Annotated in this window: 16 protein-coding genes; 6 read left to right on the top strand and 10 right to left on the bottom strand. The window is 62.6% G+C overall.

The genetic code is table 11. The annotated features are described in order from the left end of the window. Nucleotides 1–283: 283 nt before the first annotated feature. The 8 genes from IB235_RS22155 to IB235_RS22120 form a co-directional block, all read right to left on the bottom strand. Nucleotides 284–556 carry a hypothetical protein gene (locus tag IB235_RS22155; RefSeq protein ID WP_192338568.1) on the bottom strand — a complete coding sequence of 91 codons (273 nt, stop codon included), beginning with the start codon at nucleotides 554–556 and terminating at the stop codon, nucleotides 284–286. Between the two features lie 958 nt (nucleotides 557–1,514). Beyond that, entirely contained in the window at nucleotides 1,515–3,038 is a 1,524-nt protein-coding gene (locus tag IB235_RS22150; RefSeq protein WP_192338567.1) for a GMC oxidoreductase, read from the bottom strand. A gap of 11 nt (nucleotides 3,039–3,049) precedes the next feature. After that, entirely contained in the window at nucleotides 3,050–4,147 is a 1,098-nt protein-coding gene (locus IB235_RS22145) for an ABC transporter ATP-binding protein (protein ID WP_192338566.1), read from the bottom strand. A 3-nt stretch (nucleotides 4,148–4,150) separates the two neighbouring features. Continuing rightward, the gene (locus tag IB235_RS22140; protein ID WP_155039957.1) at nucleotides 4,151–5,029 is read right to left on the bottom strand and encodes a carbohydrate ABC transporter permease; all 879 of its coding nucleotides are present in this window, start codon (nucleotides 5,027–5,029) and stop codon (nucleotides 4,151–4,153) included. Further along, complete coding sequence (locus tag IB235_RS22135; protein ID WP_155039956.1) at nucleotides 5,019–5,915, bottom strand: carbohydrate ABC transporter permease; 897 nt, start codon at nucleotides 5,913–5,915, stop codon at nucleotides 5,019–5,021. The genes IB235_RS22140 and IB235_RS22135 overlap by 11 nt, the downstream gene beginning before the upstream one ends. A gap of 58 nt (nucleotides 5,916–5,973) precedes the next feature. Continuing rightward, nucleotides 5,974–7,227 (bottom strand): ABC transporter substrate-binding protein, encoded by a 1,254-nt coding sequence (locus IB235_RS22130; protein WP_192338565.1) that lies wholly within the window; start codon nucleotides 7,225–7,227, stop codon nucleotides 5,974–5,976. 70 nt (nucleotides 7,228–7,297) lie between these two features. Further along, on the bottom strand, nucleotides 7,298–8,605 hold the full coding sequence (gene hisD, locus IB235_RS22125; protein ID WP_192338564.1) for a histidinol dehydrogenase: 1,308 nt from the start codon (nucleotides 8,603–8,605) through the stop codon (nucleotides 7,298–7,300). 102 nt (nucleotides 8,606–8,707) lie between these two features. Continuing rightward, on the bottom strand, nucleotides 8,708–10,510 hold the full coding sequence (locus IB235_RS22120) for a thiamine pyrophosphate-binding protein (RefSeq protein WP_192338563.1): 1,803 nt from the start codon (nucleotides 10,508–10,510) through the stop codon (nucleotides 8,708–8,710). Nucleotides 10,511–10,663: 153 nt separating this feature from the next. Between IB235_RS22120 and IB235_RS22115 the strand changes: the two genes are divergently transcribed. The 5 genes from IB235_RS22115 to IB235_RS22095 all read left to right on the top strand — a co-directional run bounded on the left by IB235_RS22115 (nucleotide 10,664) and on the right by IB235_RS22095 (nucleotide 15,076). Beyond that, complete coding sequence (locus IB235_RS22115; RefSeq protein WP_192338562.1) at nucleotides 10,664–11,497, top strand: helix-turn-helix domain-containing protein; 834 nt, start codon at nucleotides 10,664–10,666, stop codon at nucleotides 11,495–11,497. Between the two features lie 115 nt (nucleotides 11,498–11,612). Continuing rightward, nucleotides 11,613–12,308 (top strand): hypothetical protein, encoded by a 696-nt coding sequence (locus IB235_RS22110; protein WP_192338561.1) that lies wholly within the window; start codon nucleotides 11,613–11,615, stop codon nucleotides 12,306–12,308. Between the two features lie 12 nt (nucleotides 12,309–12,320). After that, nucleotides 12,321–13,697: an aspartate ammonia-lyase gene (locus IB235_RS22105; protein ID WP_192338560.1), complete on the top strand. Its 1,377-nt coding sequence runs from the start codon at nucleotides 12,321–12,323 to the stop codon at nucleotides 13,695–13,697. After that, nucleotides 13,694–14,695, top strand: a complete 1,002-nt coding sequence (locus tag IB235_RS22100; RefSeq protein WP_192338559.1) for a glycoside hydrolase family 3 N-terminal domain-containing protein — start codon at nucleotides 13,694–13,696, stop codon at nucleotides 14,693–14,695. Before IB235_RS22105 ends, IB235_RS22100 begins: the two co-directional genes overlap by 4 nt. 3 nt (nucleotides 14,696–14,698) lie before the next feature. Next, the gene (locus IB235_RS22095) at nucleotides 14,699–15,076 is read left to right on the top strand and encodes a VOC family protein (RefSeq protein ID WP_155039948.1); all 378 of its coding nucleotides are present in this window, start codon (nucleotides 14,699–14,701) and stop codon (nucleotides 15,074–15,076) included. 33 nt (nucleotides 15,077–15,109) lie between these two features. Here IB235_RS22095 and IB235_RS22090 read toward each other — a convergent pair whose 3' ends face one another. Together IB235_RS22090 and IB235_RS22085 are read right to left on the bottom strand one after the other, a co-directional pair. Continuing rightward, nucleotides 15,110–15,988, bottom strand: coding sequence for a S9 family peptidase (locus IB235_RS22090; protein WP_192338558.1), 879 nt, complete (start codon nucleotides 15,986–15,988; stop codon nucleotides 15,110–15,112). A gap of 21 nt (nucleotides 15,989–16,009) precedes the next feature. Then, nucleotides 16,010–17,599, bottom strand: coding sequence for a GMC family oxidoreductase (locus tag IB235_RS22085; RefSeq protein WP_192338557.1), 1,590 nt, complete (start codon nucleotides 17,597–17,599; stop codon nucleotides 16,010–16,012). A 90-nt stretch (nucleotides 17,600–17,689) separates the two neighbouring features. On the opposite strand from IB235_RS22085, the gene IB235_RS22080 reads away from it, so the two are divergent. Further along, nucleotides 17,690–18,676 carry a sugar phosphate isomerase/epimerase gene (locus IB235_RS22080; protein ID WP_225612533.1) on the top strand — a complete coding sequence of 329 codons (987 nt, stop codon included), beginning with the start codon at nucleotides 17,690–17,692 and terminating at the stop codon, nucleotides 18,674–18,676. Nucleotides 18,677–18,679: the final 3 nt, after the last annotated feature.

Here is an 18,679-nt window from a genome sequence, read left to right as displayed (position 1 = left end):
GGTCCAGATCCGGGTGGCGGTCCTCAACCGCTTCACGGCCCTCGGCATCCCGGTCACCGTGGCATTGGGATAAGTGTGTCCGGGGAAAGGGGAACTGCGGTCATCAACTGATTTGTACAACAGCGCCTATCAGGTGCCTCACGACATCATCCTGAATATCCTGCCCCGGCGCCGCGTCTAGCGTGTCGATGCGACGCCCACCGAGGTCTTCCTCGAAGGCGATCAGCGCCGCGCGTGGAATATGGAGGCCCAGACCGTCGAAGGACGACCTCATGTCCGCAAGCTACGTCCTGCGATAATCGTAGATGGTGAAATTCCCGCGCCTTGAAACGCTGCTGTCGACCTTCCTGCCGTCAACCCAAAGGTCGCCCTCGTAGTCGCGTAGGTTGAAGGCCAGGAAGAAGGCATCTTCGTGAAGGGGTGGGTCTATGACCCCGTGCCCAGCGTTCGGGCAGGACAGCCGGGCCATCGTCACTTCGGATTTCCCGAACACCGGAGCGATGACGATGTCCACCTGTCGGGCGCGGAAAAATTCCATGTTTTGGTTGCTGGTCATGGGGTTTCGCATGGGGTTCGGGTCAGGTGGTTGCGCAATTCGTCAATTCTGTCGGACTGGTTGGATTTAGCAAATGACTGCAACGGTATAGCAGCACTTTACGCTGCTGTTTAACAAGACCAGTCCCGCACTCGGTTGCCAAATTCGATACTGAACTTTATTTGCCTCAATACGAAAAGTTGCCATGCCTACCAAGCTGCTGCGTGGGCGCGGTGGACGACTGCTTCGCAATTTTTACTGCGTCCGCAATGCTGCAAACGCAACGTCAGCATACCGCCCGAAACGGGATATTCGGCGCGGTGGTCGCCGCGTCCTGCACGGACGACCGCTCTGGAACTGCGCCGTAACTTTCATGCTGCGCTGCCGCAAGTCCGCTCTTGCCCAAAGCTACTTGGCATGCCTCATGAAATCCGCAGCTGCTCCGTCACGGAAATGACACCACCCAACAGCGCGTGGCTACTTGTATACGCCACAGAGGCGAACATGCGGAAGCATTACTGCAATCGAATTTTAGGGGCGTATTAGAGGATCTAAGTCAAAATTCCAAAAAAACGTTATATTACATGGGGTGATGGCGGAGCGATTGGCGCTGAGATCAAATATTCTCCACCCCCGATCGGCAGGAATACTTCACCAGCGAATAACGTCATCGCCATGGCTTTCCGATAGTCAGCTGGCTCGCCGATCACGTGCACAACCTTTCCCATCTTGATCCGCATCTTCACGTCCCTCTCCGATAAACCTCAGCGTGCCATACTAAAGGGAGATCTCTTTTGCGCCTGAGCCAACCCTTCTTAGCCAAATGGTATGAAACTGGGAGGTGACAACTACCGCACCAGGAAGGCGGGCGATACTCACCTTCCCAAGCGACGCATTTGACTACGGATCCATTCGAGGCGTGAAAAACGTCTGTGGAATATGCTGAAGTGGTCCTTCGGATAGTTGCTCGTTTTCTATCTTAGCTGGATGATCGGTGATTAAGGCACTCGCGCGTGAGCGCTTGCCCGGCACGAAGCGCAAGCGCTGCGATCGTCAGAGCCGGGTTCACGGCGGCCGAGGTTGGCAGCACCGACGCATCTGTGATCCACAAGTTGGACACGTCGTGACTAAGGCAATCGGGGTTAACGACCGAGGTGGTGGGATCGACGCCAAGCCGCGCCGTGCCGCATTGATGCGAGGTGGTGCGATTGCCGAAGATGCGCACCAGCGTCACCGGGAAGCCCGCTCGCCGCATCACTTGCCGCGTGCGCCGGATCAGCATGTGATGCGCGTCCATGTTGGATCGCTGCCAGTCGACGACGATATCCTCGCCCCGGACGAGGACGCGGCTGTCGGGATTGGGCAGGTCTTCGCTGGTCAGGAACCAGCCAAAGGCGCGGTCAGCGATAATCCGTGCGAGCGGTCGCGGCAGACCCGGGATCTGGGCCTTCAGGATATTGCCTGTGATGCGGCCCAGCAGTTGGACATTGCCGAGCGGGGCGTGGGTCTCGGGGTCATCATTATAGAAATCGTTGAAGCACAGCGTCTTCTGGTAGACGGAGTCATTCCGGATCAGCGGGTTCAGCGTGATCATCGCACTGGTGTTGTGATTCATGAAGTTTCGCCCCAACTGGTCTGAGCGGTTGCCCAGACCTGTCGGATGCGCGGGGTTGGCTGATCGCAGCAGAAGCGCGGCAGATTGAACGGCACCTGCTGCGACCGCGAAATGGCGAGCGGTCAGCCGCTCCTCGCGCCCGTTCCGCCTGATTATGGCGGCGGTGACACGGCTGCCGGCTTCGTCGGTTTCAAGGCGGATCACCTGCGCCCCGGTCATCAGGGAGACGTTCGGATATTTTAACGCCTCGGCTAGTGGACCGACCTCCGCATCAATCTTTCCCGTGCCGCCGGTGTTCGGAAAAGCGTCCCAGCCCGTCCTGCCCCGAGCAAGCCACGCGTCAAGGTCGATGGCAAGGGGCAGGCTGGCGGGATGGACACCGGCACGCTTGAGCCTCTCGCGCACCAACCGCAGGGCGGGTTCGTCAGGCACTGCGGGGAAGGGGTAAGAACCCGACCGCGGAGGCTCGGTTGGGTCCTCTTCCGCCGTCCCTCGCACGCGGAACAGCGCCTCGGCCTTGGCATACCAGGGCTCCATATCGGCATATGACAAGTCCCAGCCGGGCGAGTTGCCGCGAAGATGCCGCCTTGGCCGGAAATCCTCGGCGCGGTAGCGATACATGACCGCGCCGTAGAATTTCGAGTTGCCCCCGACATAGTAGTAGTTCCCGGGCAGGAACTTCTGCCCGTCGGAACCCGTCCACTCCTCGGAGGAGCGGTAGACTCCCTTCTCGAAAATCGCGACATCGTCGCGTGCATCCGGGCTGTCCGGCAGGTGTTCTCCCCTTTCGAGGATAAGCACCCGCACCCCCGAGGGCGCGATGGCTGAGGCCAACGTGCTGCCGCCAATGCCTGAGCCGATGATGATGACGTCGCTGTCAGTGGTCATTCTGGGATGCCTCAATCGATGCGCAATTCGGTCTTGGGGTCGAACAGGACCACCTTGGCGGTCTCGACCGCAAGCTTTGCCGTCTGCCCTGCACGGACAGCGAGGGGCGCCAGTCGGGCGATGACATCGGTGCCGCCGAGGGTAAAGTTGGCAAGCGTATCGGGGCCTGTCGGCTCGACCACCTCGATCATCGCCTCGACGCAATCCGGTCCGCCTGCCGAGACCGAGAAGCCCTCGGGCCGGATGCCGACCAGGACTGGCTGGCCCGCATAGCGCTGGCGAGCGTCATCGCTGACCACCACGCCTGAGATGCGCGACTTGCCCCCGTTCGGCTGGTCCATCACCAGCACCGGCCCGCTTGGTCCATCCTCGAGGCTACCGGGGATGATGTTCATCGCGGGCGAGCCGACAAAGCGCGCCACATAGACATTGGCCGGGCGGTCATAGACTGCCTGCGGTTCGTCCAGATGCTGGACGATCCCGTCCTTCATCACTGCGACGCGGGTGGCCAGCGTCATCGCCTCGATCTGGTCATGGGTGACATAGACGATGGTCGTGCCCAACCGCTGGTGCAGGCGCTTGATTTCGGTCCGCATGTCGACCCGCAGCTTGGCGTCGAGGTTCGACAGCGGCTCGTCAAACAGAAACAGCTTTGGGTGGCGAACCAATGCGCGGCCCATTGCGACCCGCTGGCGCTGACCCCCCGAAAGTTGCGAAGGCTTGCGGTCCAAGAGATGCGACATCTGTAGCAGTTCGGCCGCGTCGCGGGTCGCCCGCTCGCGCTCGGCGGTGGGGACGCCCCGGATCTTCATGCCGAATTCGATGTTCTGGCGCACGGTCATTGTGGGGTAAAGCGCGTAGGACTGGAACACCATCGCGATGTCGCGGTCCTTGGGCGACAGGTCGTTGACGGTGTCGCCATCGATGCGGATCTCACCCCCGGTGATGGTTTCGAGGCCCGCGATCATGTTGAGCAACGTGGATTTCCCGCAGCCCGAGGGGCCGAGCAGGACAAGGAAGTCTCCGCTGCCGATCGAGATGCTGACCTCTTTCAGCACCTCCATCGTGCCATAGGCCTTGCGGACGCGATCGATTTCAAGAGTAGCCATCGGTCAGCCTTTCACTGCGCCGGCAGTCAGTCCACGGACGAAATATCGGCCCGCGACAACATAGACGAAAAGGGTGGGAAGGGCGGCGATCATGGCGGCAGCCATGTCGACATTGTATTGCTTGCGGCCCATGGTCACGTTGACCACGTTGTTCAGCGCGACCGTGACGGGCGACGACTCGCCTGCGGTGAACGAGACGCCGAACAGGAAGTCGTTCCATATCTGGGTGAACTGCCAGATGCAGGACACAACCATGATCGGCAGCGCCGCCGGTAGCATGATCGAGAAGAAGATGCGGAAGAAGCCCGCACCGTCGATCTGCGCCGCCTTGGTCAGCTCGTCCGGGATGGTCACGAAGTAGTTGCGGAAGAAAAGCGTCGTGAAGCAGATGCCATAGACCGTGTGGACCAACACGAGGCCCGGAATGGTCCCCGACAGACCCAGCCTGCCCAGAACCTGCGCCATCGGCAGGATCACGGCTTGGAACGGCAGGAAGCAGCCAAACAGCAGCAATCCGAAGATCAGGTTCGATCCCTTGAAGCGCCATTTCGTCAGGACATACCCGTTGAGCGCCCCGATCCCTGTCGACAGCAGGACCGCCGGGACCACCATCATCAGCGAGTTGATGAAATAGGGTTTCAAGCCGGTGCAGGCGGTGCCGATGCAGGCCTGGCTCCACGCTTTGGCCCAGGCCTCGAAGGTCAGGACCTTGGGAAGGCCGATGAAGGAGCCGCCATAGATCTCGTCCAGCGGCTTCAGTGAGGTCACGACCATGACCCAGAGCGGCATGAGGTAGAAGGCCGCAAGGCCAATCAGGCCGCTATAGATCATCGTGCGGCCGATCATGCGCGAGCGCGCTGCAGATCCGTATTCAATGGCCATCGCGACCCTCCTTCAGCTCGGAGTAAAGGTAAGGGATGATGATCGCGGCGACGGTCATCAGCATCATGATCGCGCTTGCGGCACCAACGCCCATCTGGTTCCGCCGGAAGACCGAGGAGAACATGAAGGTCGACGGCACTTCGGTCGCGCTGCCCGGCCCGCCATTGGTCATTGCCAGCACCAGATCGAAGTTCTTGATCGAGATGTAGCTGAGCAGAACAATCACCGACAGGAAGGCCGGTCGCAGCATCGGCACGATGATGCTGGCATAGATGCGGGGCAGGGAGGCCCCCTCGATCTGGGCGGCTTTGATCACCGAGTTGTCGATGCCCCGCAGCCCGGCCAGAAAGATCGCCATGGCGAAGCCCGAGCTTTGCCAGACCGCCGCGATGACGATCGTATAGATCGCGAAATCGGGCTGGGTGATCCAGTTGAAGACGAAGCTTTCCCAGCCAAGCCCGTTCACCACCTTCTGGATGCCAAGATTGGGATTCAGGATCCATTTCCAGGCGGTACCCGTCACGATGAAGGACAAGGCCATCGGATAGAGGTAGACCGCGCGCAGCGCGCCCTCGGCCCGGATGTTTTGATCCAGCAGGATCGCCATGATCAACCCGACCGCGATGGTCACGGCCAGAAACAGAGCCGAGAAGATGAAAAGGTTCGCGACGGCGGTGTGCCAGCGCGGCGTGGCCCAGAGCCGGTAGTACTGCTCCAGCCCGACGAAATCGTATTGCGGCACCATCTTCGAGGACGAGACCGAGATCCAGCCTGTCCAGGCGATGAACAGATAGACCCCGACAATGACCGCGAGCAGGCTCGGCGCCAAGACCAGACGCGGCAACCAGTCAGCGAACCGGTCCGCAATGCTTTTCTTTCGGGCCATGACGGTCCTCCGCGCGGGTTGGGGGGACCCGCCGATCCTGAGATCGGCGGGCTGCGGATCAGCGGGCGTTATCGATGCCATCGACCAACAACTGCATTGCGTCCTCGGAGGACATTTCGTTGACGAAGAACTGGGCGGCGACGTCGCTGAACACCGCCGAGAATTGCGGCTGAGCCGCAAAGCCATGTGTCGCCCCGCCCAGCATCGCGTTGTTTTCGATCGCGGTCGCGCGTTCCTCGAAGCCCTTCTTGGCGCAATCGTCGAAATCATCGACGCCAAGATCGGTGCGAGCCGGGATCGAGCCCTTGATCAGGTTGAAATCATGCTGGACCTTGGGGTCCATGACGACCTCGGCCAGCGCCACCTGAGCCTTAGACACCTCAGGGTCCGAGACTTTGAACACGCCGAAGCTGTCGATGACGAACTGGAAGGACGGCGTTTCCGACGGCGTCGCAAAGCACAGGAAATCGCTGCCAGGGTTCAGGCCCTTGGCCAGAAACTCGCCCTTGGCCCAGTCGCCCATGACCTGCATTGCGGCCTGCCCGTCGATCACCATGCCAGTTGCCACCGCCCAGTCACGGCCGTTGAAGCCGTCGTCGACAAGGCCACGCACCTGACGCAGCGTGTCGAAGACCTGTTTCATCGTGTCCGAGTTGAGCGCCTCGGGGTCCAGATCGACCAGCGCCTTGCGGTAAAAGTCAGGTCCTCCGATGTCCGAGACCAGCGCATCGAAAACGACCTGAATCTGCCAGGGCTCGTCACCGATCGCGAGGGGGATGATGCCCGCGGCCTTCAGCTTGTCGCCATCGGCGATCAGATCGGCCCAGGTCTTGGGTTGTTCGATCCCTGCCTTGTCGAAGGCGGCCTTGTTGGCCCAGACCCAGTTCTGGCGGTGCATGTTGATCGGCACGGCGATCAGGTCGTCGCCATTCTTGACGAAGGGCAGCACCTGCGGCGCGATCGTGGCCTGCCAGCCATTCGCCTTGTCGAGGTCGTTGAGGTCGCGCATCACCCCTTCCTTGGACCAGTCGATGCCTTCCCAGCCGATGAACTGCATGGCACCGGGCGGATTGCCCGCAGCAAGGCGCGATCGCAGCGCCTGCTGCATGTTGCCGCCGGACATGCCGCCGACCGCGCTGTCCTGCCAGCCATAACCCTTGGTGGCCAGCGCCTCGCGGATGGTGTTCAGCGCCGCAACCTCGGATTCCGAGACCCAGTGGTGCAGCACCTCGATCTTGGTTTCGGCGTGCGCCGGTAGGGCGGCGGCCAGTGCCAGCGTGCTGGCGATCAGGGCAGAGGACAGTTTTCTCATGGTGGATTCCCCGTGTTGGATGAGATGAGAAAGCCCGGCGGCGTTCCGCGCGTCTCGGGATGGAATGGGATCAGGCATCGACGGCGGCCCCGTATCCGACATTGCGCTTGCCGTAGCGGCGGACGCGGATATTGGCCTGCTCGGCATGGCCGACGAAGCCTTCCATGTGGCACAGGCGCGAGGCATAGGCGCCGATCATGGCCGAGGCCTCGTCGGTCAGGACCTTCTGGTAGGTGCAGGTTTTCAGGAACTTCCCTACCCACAGCCCGCCGGTATAGCGCGCGGCTCTGAGCGTCGGCAGCGTGTGGTTGGTGCCGATCACCTTGTCACCAAAGGCAACATTGGTGCGCGCACCAAGGAACAGCGCGCCGTAATTCGTCATGTTGTTCAGAAAGTAGTCGGGGTCCGCCGTCATCACCTGGACATGCTCAGAGGCGACCCGGTCGCCCTCGGCGACCATCTCGTCCAGCGTGTCGCAAAGGATGATCTCGCCATAATCCTCCCATGCCTTCCGCGCGATCTCGGCTGTGGGCAGGATCGCGAGCAGGCGGTCGATCTGTGCCAGCGTATCGCGGGCGAGCTTTTCGGAATTGGTGATCATCACGGCGGGAGAGTTCGCGCCATGCTCGGCTTGACCCAGCAGGTCGGTGGCGCAGATCTCGCCGTCTACCGTGTCATCGGCGATAACCAGAGTCTCCGTCGGTCCTGCAAATAGGTCGATGCCGACCCGACCGAACAGCAGGCGCTTGGCCTCAGCCACATAGGCATTGCCGGGGCCGGCGAGCATATCTACCGGCTCGATGCTCTCGGTGCCAAGGCCCATGGCCGCGATGGCCTGCACGCCGCCAAGGCAATATATCTCGTCCGCTCCGGCCAGTGCTTGCGCCGCAACGATCTTCTCGGCGATCTTGCCCTTGAATGGCGGGGCGCAGGTGATAACGCGCCCGCAACCCGCGACCTTGGCGGTCAGCACCGTCATATGGGCCGAGGCGAGCAGCGGATACTTTCCCCCCGGAACATAGCAGCCGACATTCTGGACCGGCACGTTCCGGTGACCAAGCACCACGCCCGGCAGTGTTTCCACCTCGAGGTCGAGCATGGTGTCGCGCTGCGCCTGGGCGAAGTTGCGGATCTGCTCCTGCGCAAAGTCGAGATCGTGGCGTTCCTGCCGGGTCAGTCCGTCGATGCAGGCGGCAATCTCGGCCTCGGTCAGTCTGTAGCTGTCGCGGTCGAGCCCGTCGAACCTGATGCTAAGCTGGCGGACGGCCTTGTCGCCACCCTCGGCAACCTGTGCCAGCAGCTCTTCGACGGCCTCAGTCACGGCCGGGTCGGTCTGGTCGCCTTGGCTAAGGCGCGCGGTTTTCACATGCCGGATCATGGCAAATCTACCTCACGGGGTGCGCCACCACGGCCACCCGATCTGAATTCTGGAAGGGGGAGGGAAGGAAGGCTGGGGGCGGGCGGGCCGCCCCCGCTCGGGTCAGAGCATCTGCTCTTTCGCGCGCATTTCGGCGTAGGCTTCCTGTTCCTTTTCGTAATAGGCGGGCGAGGGGAAATCCCACCAGCCAGTGGCGAAGGGCCCGGCCGCATCGCGCGATACGATCACCTCGACCAGCGTCGGCCCGTCGGTCTCCAGTGCAGCTTGTAGGGCGACTTCAAGATCCTCGTCCTTCTCGACCTTCCACGCCTCAAGGCCAAAGGCCCGTGCCGAGGCAGCGATGTCGGCGGAGTAGGGCTCGCCGTTGCCGGCATGGTGGTTGAACTCGGATGCGACATGGCGGCCCATGAACTTGCGCTGCCCGCCCCGGATCGACATGTAGCCTTGGTTGTTCAGCACCAGGAACACGACGTTAATCCCGTTCATGACCGCCGTGCCCATTTCCGGCAGCGACATCATGAAATCGCCGTCGCCGACGATCGCCACGACCTTCTTGTCGGGGCAGGCGAGTTTCGCGCCCATCGCTGCCGGAACCGCCCAGCCCATCGGCGAGTAGGAGCCCGAAGTCAGGTGGGTGCGCGGCAGATAAACCGGGAAGCTCTGCTTGACCGAACCCTGCGTGTTACCCGACCCGACGACGACGATCCCGTCGCGCGGCAGCACCTTGCGCAGCGCGACCAGCGGCCGCTGCGAGGTGAAGGGCGTCTCGCGGCTTGTCTCGCGCGGCTCGACCAGCGCGCGCCAGTCGGCCTTGGCCTGCGCTACCTCGGCATGGAAATCGGCGTTCCGCGCCCGCAACTTCTGGCCATCCTCGGCCGGGATCGCGGCAAGGATTTGCTCCAGCGCAATCTTGGCGTCCGAGACAATGCCGACTTCGGTCGGATAGGTCTTGCCGATCTCGCGCGGGTCAAGGTCGATATGGATGAGCTTGCCAGGCGGGAAACTGAACGAGACGCCCTTTGCGTAGGACGAGGCCGACCAATCGGTGAAGCGGCAGCCGACCGAGATCACGACATCGGCCGAGGCGGTGATCTTGTTGCCGCAGGTCGTGCCGGTCTGCCCAACCGCGCCAATGAACAGGTTGTTGTCCTCGGCAATAGAGCCCTTGCCGTTCCAGGTGATCGAAACGGCGGCCCCGATCCGTTCAGCCAGCGCGGTCAACTCGGCCGAGGCATTTGCAGTGATCGCGCCGCCACCGGCGACGATGACCGGACGTCGCGCACCCAGCAGCAGGTCGACCGCTGCCTGAATTGCGCGGGGGTCGGGGTGGGCAACGCCCAGCGGCATCCGTTTCTCAAGCGGGTGGATCGCCACATCGGCGGCATCGACCTGCACATCCATCGGCACCTCGACATGGACCGGGCCGGGACGGCCGGTCAGCATCTCGTTGAAGGCGCGGTGCATGATCGTCGGCAGCGCGGTGGTCGATTGTGCCTGCCACGCGCGCTTGGTCACCTGCTCGGTGATTCGGGGGAAGGCATTGTCCTGTTGGCGCTCCAACTCCTGCATGGTGCCGTGGCCCTGCATGTAGGTCTGGGGCGAGCCCGAGACGTAGAAAACCGCCGTCGAGTCGCAATAGGCCGTGGCAAGCCCGATGATCGTATTGGCCGCACCCGGCCCGACCGAGGTCGAGCACGCCATCGGCTTGCCCGAGGCGCGGAAGTAGCCATCCGCCATGTGAACCGCGCTTTGTTCGTGCATCACCTGAATGAAGGGGATTTCCGATCCTTCCTGCAGAAAGGCGTCGAATAGCGCCCAGATACCGTGGCCCGGAACGCCTGCCACGTATTCCACGCCATATTCCTTCAGCGCCTTTGCCACCACTTGGCCACCGGTAAGTTTCATCGCATTCCCCGTCTGGTTGGCTGCACCGATTTCGATCAGGTGCAAATCTGATTTCGATTTCCCTGATGCTGCGGGCTTGACGATTTTGTCGCAATTTCGCATCGCTATGAATCATGACGCATACTGACGCACCGAGTGCGAAGGCTTTGGACGATGACTGGAATTCCCGGCACTGACGACAAGATGAAGAATTTCGCCGCCAACCTGCGGCTGCTCTGCGATCGGCAGGGGTCAATCTCGCTGATTTGCCGCAAGCTCGGCATCAATCGTCAGCAGTTCAACAAGTATCTGTCCGGGCGGCACATGCCCTCGTCCGGGAATATCCGCATCGTCGCGAATTATTTCGGTTTGGGGCCAGAGGTACTTTTTGCCGAGCACGAGCATTTCCGCGCGCTGGTCGACGGCAATTTCTTTGACGTGCTGGACCATCTGCGCCGCGCGCCCCAGGTGGTGCGATTCCTCGACACAGTCGCCGTCTCGACCAAGATCGACATGGGGGAATATGTCGGCTGCTACGACCGCTACCAGTATTCCTCAATCTACGCGCGCAAGATCCTGCGCTCTGCCTTCTGCATCTTCCAGAACGGCGATTTCCTGAATCACTACTATATCGAGCGCTTCCCGAGTTACGACAATCCGGCCCGGACCGAATACATTTTCAAGTATCACGGCTTCACCTTCCCGGTGGAGGACAGGGTGTTTACCATCGACTTCGAGACCGTGCAGCGCAACGAATTCACCTTCGGCATTTTCTCAAACGTGCAGCGTAGCTCCAAGCGCTTCATGTTCGGCATTGTCAGCGGGGTGGCGGCAACCATGTTCCGCCAGCCTTTCTCAACACGGGCAGTGCTGCACTATCGCAAGGCCGGTTTGCTTAGTCGGGCTGAATTGCAGTCGACGACCACGCTTGACATGAACGATCCCTCGATCCCGCGCGAGGCGCGCGAATATCTGGGAGAAAGCCCCGACATGATCAAACCGGCCTGACGCGCTGGGCGGTTTTTTCCGCGTCAGTCTGCGTCAGTTTTAGGCCTGTCGCGCAATGGTTTGCGCCATAGTTCCGTGCTGTCTTGGGTGCAACAGAACCCGAAAGGCCGATCATATGCACAACCAGACTAGAGACCTTGCCTTTGCCGATGACTTCATTCTGGCAAAGCTTGTTGAAAACGCCCGCGATTTCGCAGTCGAGGACGCCGTCGTCGTCAACCTGAGCCCCGAGCCGATGGTAACGGGCAACGACCATCCGGCGATCGTTCCTGCATGGAAATCGACCTGGCTCAAGGGCGGGACGATCAAGTCGGCGGATCGCGCGGTGATCATCAAGGTGCGCCAGCCCACCAATCTTGGCGGCTGCATGTTCCGCGGCTGGGACTGGCTCGGCAACCGGATCAAGAGCTTTCCCCGCGACACGCCGCTTTTCATCTCGGCCCAGGACAGCATCGGCAGGGTGACGACCGACGCCCGGGTCTTCACCAACGAACGCAAGTCGCCCGAGGCACCGCAGGAATTTGAGCTGAAGCTGAACCTGTGGTGGTCGCCGGGCGATACCGACTGCTTCATCCATAACGAGCACCCTTTCCTTGAGGTGCATACCCAGATCCACGGCCTTGGCCGGATGCAGAAGTTCCGCGAGCGCGACGCCGAAACCCTCTATGAGGACGTGGTGATGCCGATCGGCTATTCGCATGACCCGTTCTGCCGCGTGACCGGTCCGAACCAATGGACCTATCCTTGGCACCGCTACTATGCCGACACCGATTCGGTGTGGCTCGCGGTCGAACTGCACCCGCAGCGCTGACAGGTCATCGCGATGATCTCTGGCGGATCATGGACCCGAACCGAGACGGACGAGCTGGGCAGCCGCAAGCTGCCTGGCGATGCGCTTTACGGTATCAACACGCTACGCGCCGCCGAGAACTTCCCGGTCTCGGGCATGCAGATAGAGGCACTTCAACCGCTAATCCATGCCATGGCTCTGACGAAGAAGGCCGCGGCGATGGCCAACCATCGTCTGGGAAAGCTCTCGGCGCGCAAGGCCGAGGTGATCGGCCGGGTCTGTGATGAGCTGATGGCGGGCCAGCATGCTACTCAGTTCATCGTCGATGTCTTTCAGGGCGGCGGCGGCACGTCGAGCCATATGAACATGAACGAGGTCATCGCCAATCGCGGGCTGGAACTGATGGGCCACGTCTGCGGGCAATACGAGCATCTGCACCCGGTCCGCGATGTAAACCGGTCGCAATCGACGACGGATGTGCATGCCACCGCGCTGCGCATCGCCTTGATGCAGGCCGCGCCGCATCTGGAAGCGGCCGTCCGGGATCTGGCCGACGCCTTTGCCGCAAAGGGGCAAGAGTTTGCGGGCATCCTGAAGCTTGCCCGCACCCATCTGCAGGACGCCGTGCCGATGACGCTGGGCGAGGAGTTCGCTGCATTCGCCAGCTCGCTGCGGCAGGAGAGCGCGCGAATCTGGCCTGCCTCTCAGGCGTTGGCCGGTCTAAACCTTGGCGGGACGATGGTTGGTAGCGGCCTGACCGCACAACCCGAATTCGCCGATGCCGTGATCGCCGAGTTGCAGCGCCTGACAGATTTGCCGCTGCGCCGGGCCGAGGACCTGGTCTCGGCTGCCTGGAGCACGGCGGATTTGGTGCAATTCTCGGGCATGTTGCGCGGTGTCGCGCTGACCATGTCCAAGATCGCCAGCGATCTGCGCCTGCTGTCCTGCGGTCCGCGCGGGGGCTTGGGTGAAATATTGCTGCCCGCGGTGCAGCATGGCTCGCCGGTGGTTGAGGGCAAGATGAACCCGGTCATCCCCGAAATGATCAATCAGGTCGCGATCCATGTCGCGGGGGCGGATGTCTCGGTCGGCATGGCGGCTCACTCCGGGCAGTTGCAACGCAATCCCTTTGAGCCGCTGATAGCGCATTGCCTGCTGACCGGTATCGGCATGATCACCAATGCCGCCCGCATCCTTGCCCGGCGCTGCGTTGACGGCATCCGCCCCGACCCCAGCGCATGCGCTGCGCATCTCTCTGACCCCCATACGCTGATCGCAGGGCTGACGACCATGGTCGGCCCCGAGATTGCGGCTGCCATTGCCTCATCCGTCGCCGCAGGAATGGCGCTGGACGAGGCGATGCGCCACCACGGGCTTGGCCCGCTCACCTCAGTTACGGATAACCCATGACGAACCCCAAGTCGGACGCCTATGCCGTCCTGTTGCCCGCGATCGACGATCTTGTCCTGACCGACCCTCTGGCAGGGTTCCTGGATGAGGGTGGGCGGGCCTTCCTGATCGGCGAGACCCGCGACGAATATGTCGGCCGCGCGATGTCCAAGGCGCGCCGTGCAACCGAGACTGCCGATGACATTCGCAACCTGACGCAGCAGATTCACGGCCGTGCCGGACCCGCGCTGGTCGCATTGGATCAGGAGCCTGCGGGCATTTGCCGGCTGCACGGGCTGGTCGCGGCCCTGCCGGATGACCTGAGCGCGGCCTCCTCGGGCGAGATCGAGCGGATATCCTTCGACATTGCCACCGCCGCGCGCGGGATGGGAGTGACGATGTTCCTGTCCCCTGTGCTGGACGTGGTGACCGGCCGCAATCCTTGGCTTTCGGGCCGCACGTTGGGCACCGATCCGGACGAGGTCGCGCGCGTCGCTGCGGCCTTTATCCGGGGGGTCGAGTCGGCGGGCATCATTTCCTGCGCCAAGCATTTCCCCGGCCATCACGACATCGACGGCGATCCGGCAATCGAGGTGGCGACGGTCAGCGGCGGGGCAGGGGATCTGGTACCGGGGATGATCCCGATGCGCGCGGCAATCAATGCGGAGGCGCGCGCGATAATGACCGGCCCGGCTCTGGTGCCGGGAATGGACCCGGTCATGCCGTCCTCCCTTTCCGCTCCGACCATTGGCCGGCTTCGTGAGATGGGCTTTACCGGGCTGGTGGTCAGTGACGATCTGGACGCCATCGGCACCTTGCGGGGCGAACGTAACGTGGCGGGCGCGGCTATCGCGGCGCTTGCGGCAGGATCGGACCTGCTGCTCCTCTCGGCCGCGAACGACCTCGAAGAAATCCGAACACGCATCCTTGCGGCAGTATCCGACGGAACGCTTCCCGAGGCGCGGCTGGCCGATGCCGCCGCCCGCGTCCGCGCCCTTGCCGACAGCACGGAGGTCTGAGGGATGCGGATTGAGCATGTCGCACTTTGGTCCCGCGATCTGTCGGGTGCAGTCGAGTTCTGGTGCCGAAATTTCGGCGCCACGGCCTCTGCCGAATATGCCAGCCGCAACCGGCCGGGATTCCGCTCGGTCTTCCTGAGCCTGCCGGAGGGGCCGCGGATCGAACTGATGACTGGTCCTTGGATCGCGGCAGCCCCGCCCGAGGCCGAGGGCTGGGCGCATGTCGCCCTTGCCCTTGGCAGCGAGCAGGCGGTTCGCGACAAGGCGGGGGCCTTTGCCGCGATGGGGCTTTTGCTGTCCGGCCCACGCTGGACCGGGGACGGCTATTTCGAGGCGACAGTCGCCGCCCCCGACGGCACTCTGATCGAGATCACTGTCTGATTTTGACGCGGGCCCGGTCGGGCCCGCATCCCGTCACAGGTTGTCGCGGAACCACCCGACAGTTTGTGGCGCAAGCTCAGCCCGGACCAACGCATCCGACGTCCCGGCTCCAAAGTCGTGGTCGGATTCCAGCAGGACAAGGTCCTCGGCCCCGGCGTGGTAGCGTAGCAATTGTTGGGCGGCGTAGGGTTGTGGGGCCACGATCGTCTCGTTCCGGCCGGCGATGACCCTGAGCGGTCCGGGATAGGACGCAAGCGCAGCCGCCGCGGAAGTCTCGGGCAATTCGTGGAAAAAGGCCCCGTTCAGCGTAGTCTGGCCGCCCCATGACAGATCGGCGGTCACCGCATGGTCGCTGGCGGCGGCAAGGCCCTCTGCCACTTTGTCTGCGCCCATGATTGTCGCATAGGTCGCCATCGGATTGGCGACGGGCGCCCAGAGCACCGCTGCACGTGTTTCGGGGCGGGCGGCGGCTAGATGCGCGCCGACCAGCCCGCCCTGACTGTATCCCAGGATGCCAATGCGATGTCCATCGACGCCCGGCAATGCCTGAAGGTAGTCGAAGGCATCCACTGCATCGGCGATCTGGCCCGAGAAGGTCGTGTTCGCCCACTTACCGGAGCTTTCGCCCGACCCGGCAAAGTCGATCCTGAGCGAGGCGATCCCGGCCTTGGCAAGTTCCTCTGCCATCAGGGTGAAAAGGCCGGTCTGAGTTCCGGCGACGGTGAATTCGTTCTTGGAGCCGGTAAAGCCGTGCAGCATCAAAACGACCGGGGGATTTTCCGCACCTTCGGGAAGGGTCAGGATACCCGCGATCCGCTTGTCGGCACGTTCCACGGTCACGGTTTTCTCACCCGCCACGGCCATCGTGGCCGACAGTGCCGCAAGGCCAAGGGCCGCAAGTCTCAGGGTCATATGCTCTCTCCTTGTTGGGTGTCAGGCGCGGCGCATCATGTCGGCGAGCTTCTCGCCGATCATGATGCAGACCGCATTGGGATTGCCCGAGATCAGCGTGGGCATGATCGAGGCGTCGGCGACGCGCAGCCCGTCGATCCCGTGGACGCGTAGTTCCGGATCGACCACGGCCATCTCGTCGCGGCCCGCGCGGCACGTGCCTGCCGGATGCAGGGCAGCATGGGCAGCGGTCTGGCAGAACCGGCGCACCTGATCGCGGGAGATTGGTCCCGCCTCGGGCAGTTGGCGGCGCGCGACATAGCGGCTGATAGCCGATTGCTCCATCACCTCCAGCGCGAAAAGCGTGCCGTCGGTGATCGTCTCAAGGTCATGGGGATCGCCGAAATAGTTCGGGATCACCCGTGGATGCGCGGCGGGGTCGGCGCTATTCAGCCGCACTTCCCCGCGCGAGCGTGGTCGGATCTGGCCAAGGTTGACGGTGCAGCCATTGCCACCCGGCACCGCCTCGACCCCTTCCTCGATCCCGGCACCCACGACCATGAAATATTGCATGTCGGGATGCTTCTCGGCGCGATCAGCCCACCAGAAGGCACCGCCCTCGATCAGGTTCGACGCCGCCGGACCATCCCGGAACATCAGATAGTTGAGGCCCGCAAGCGCCTTCCAGTGAGGCTTCTTGTACTTGTCGTAGCTGTGGGGACCGTTCAGCTGATAGATCAGCGAGATCTCAATATGGTCCTGAAGGTTCTGGCCGACGCCGGACAGGTCATGCACGACCTCGATCCCGTGGCGCGTAAGCTCGCCTGCGGGGCCGATCCCCGACAGCATCAGAAGCTTTGGCGTATTGATCGCGCCGGCCGACAGGATCACCTCGCGCCGGGCGCGGATGGTCCGGACCTTGCCAGCCATGACATATTCGACGCCCACCGCGCGACCTTTCTCGGTCAGGACGCGCAGCACCTTTGCCCCGGTCGTGATCGTCAGGTTTCGCCGCTTCTTCGCGGGCTTCAGATAGGCGACCGCCGCGCTGCTGCGCCGCCCGTCCCGCGCCGTGATCTGGTAAAGCCCGCAGCCCGCCTGATCGCCAGAGTTGAAATCCGGGTTCAGCGGCAACCCCTTTTGCTGGCATGCCTGCAGCCAAGCGCGGGTTAGCGGGTGGATGTGTTCGATATCCGAGACGCCAAGCGGCCCGTCCATGCCATGCGCCTCGTTGCAGAAACGGTTGTTCGCCTCGGCCTTGCGGAAATAGGGCAGGACATCGCCATAGTTCCAGCCGGTTGCTCCAAGGCTTTCCCACATGGCGTAATCATCGGGATTGCCGCGTATGTAGATCATCGCATTGACCGAGGAGCCGCCGCCCAGCACGCTGGCCTGCACCATCGTCGGCTGTTCCTCCCGGTTCTGGGCATCCGTCGGCTCCCACGGCATGCGTTTCAGCAGGGGGCCTTGCGCGGTCTTGTAATAGGCGCCGGGGATATGGATCCACGGACTGCGATCGCGCGGCCCTTCCTCAAGCAGGACGACTTCGCTGCCCTGATCCTCGCTAAGGCGCGAGGCCATGACGCAACCGGTCGATCCGCCGCCCACGATGATGTAATCCGCCTCTGTCATCCCGCGCATCCTTTCGCTCTGGTTCCAGAGTTAAGCGGATGCGGGGGGCATGCCGCAATTTCGCAAGCCCCATTGTCCTGACGCAGCCAGATGCGTGAATTGCGTCAGAGTGCGTCAGTATTCGGGGTGCTGCGAAATTGCCGGCAGCGCGCGTGGGCGCGAGATTTGGCCGACACATTGCAACCGGAGGCCGGCATGACCGCATCAGACCAACAGATTATCCTGCATTCCCTGATCGCGCGGGATGCGACCATGACCATGGACCTGAAGCTTGCGCGCGATCTGGGCTATGACGGGATCGAGCTTTCGGCGGCCAAGATGCGCGCTTTCCTTGCCGGAGGCTGGTCCGAAGCCGAGCTTGCAGAGCGCCTGCGCCCGTTCAACATCCCGGGCATCGGCTTCCTATTGGACATTGAACGGAACGGGGCGGATCATGCGGCATTGATGCAGGATGCCGCGGCCCTTTTCCATCTGGCCAAACTCACCGGGGCTAAGGGCGTACAGGCGATCACCGGGCCGGTGTCGCTGGCGGCGGTCCGAGCACATGCGGATGGGCAACCGGTCGATGGGTATCGCGGCACTCTTGGGCTGACGCGAGACGAGCAGATTCGCATCACCACAGCCAACCTTGTCCGCCTGTCCGACATGGCGGCCGAGAAAGGGTTGATCCTTTACTTCGAGGCGCTCGCATGGTGTCCGCTGAACAGGATCGTGGACCAACTGGAGTTGCTCGACCGCGCTGGGCGGCCGAACCTGAAAATGGTGGTCGATTTCTGGCATTGCTATGCCTCGGGCGACACGCCGGAAGATGTCGCGCGGATCGACAGGGACCTGATCTACGGTATTCATCTCTGCGACTCTCATCCCCATCCCGGCGGCCTTCCGGACGAGGGCGTGTTGCGCGACGTGCCGACCGGCAAGGGGGCGCTGAATCTACGCGAATGGGTGGATGCGGTCAAATCAACCGGCTATGTCGGGTGGTGGAGTGGCGAGCTTTTCTGCCGCAGACAGCATCAGGACGACAGTTTCCGGGTCGCTGCAGAGATGAAGACATTGTTCGAAGATCTGGTCCTGTGAGGC

The sequence above is a fragment of the Paracoccus sp. PAR01 genome (genome assembly GCF_014851995.1).
Taxonomy (GTDB): Bacteria; Pseudomonadota; Alphaproteobacteria; order Rhodobacterales; family Rhodobacteraceae; genus Paracoccus; species Paracoccus litorisediminis.
This window is presented reverse-complemented; position numbering and strand designations above follow the sequence as displayed.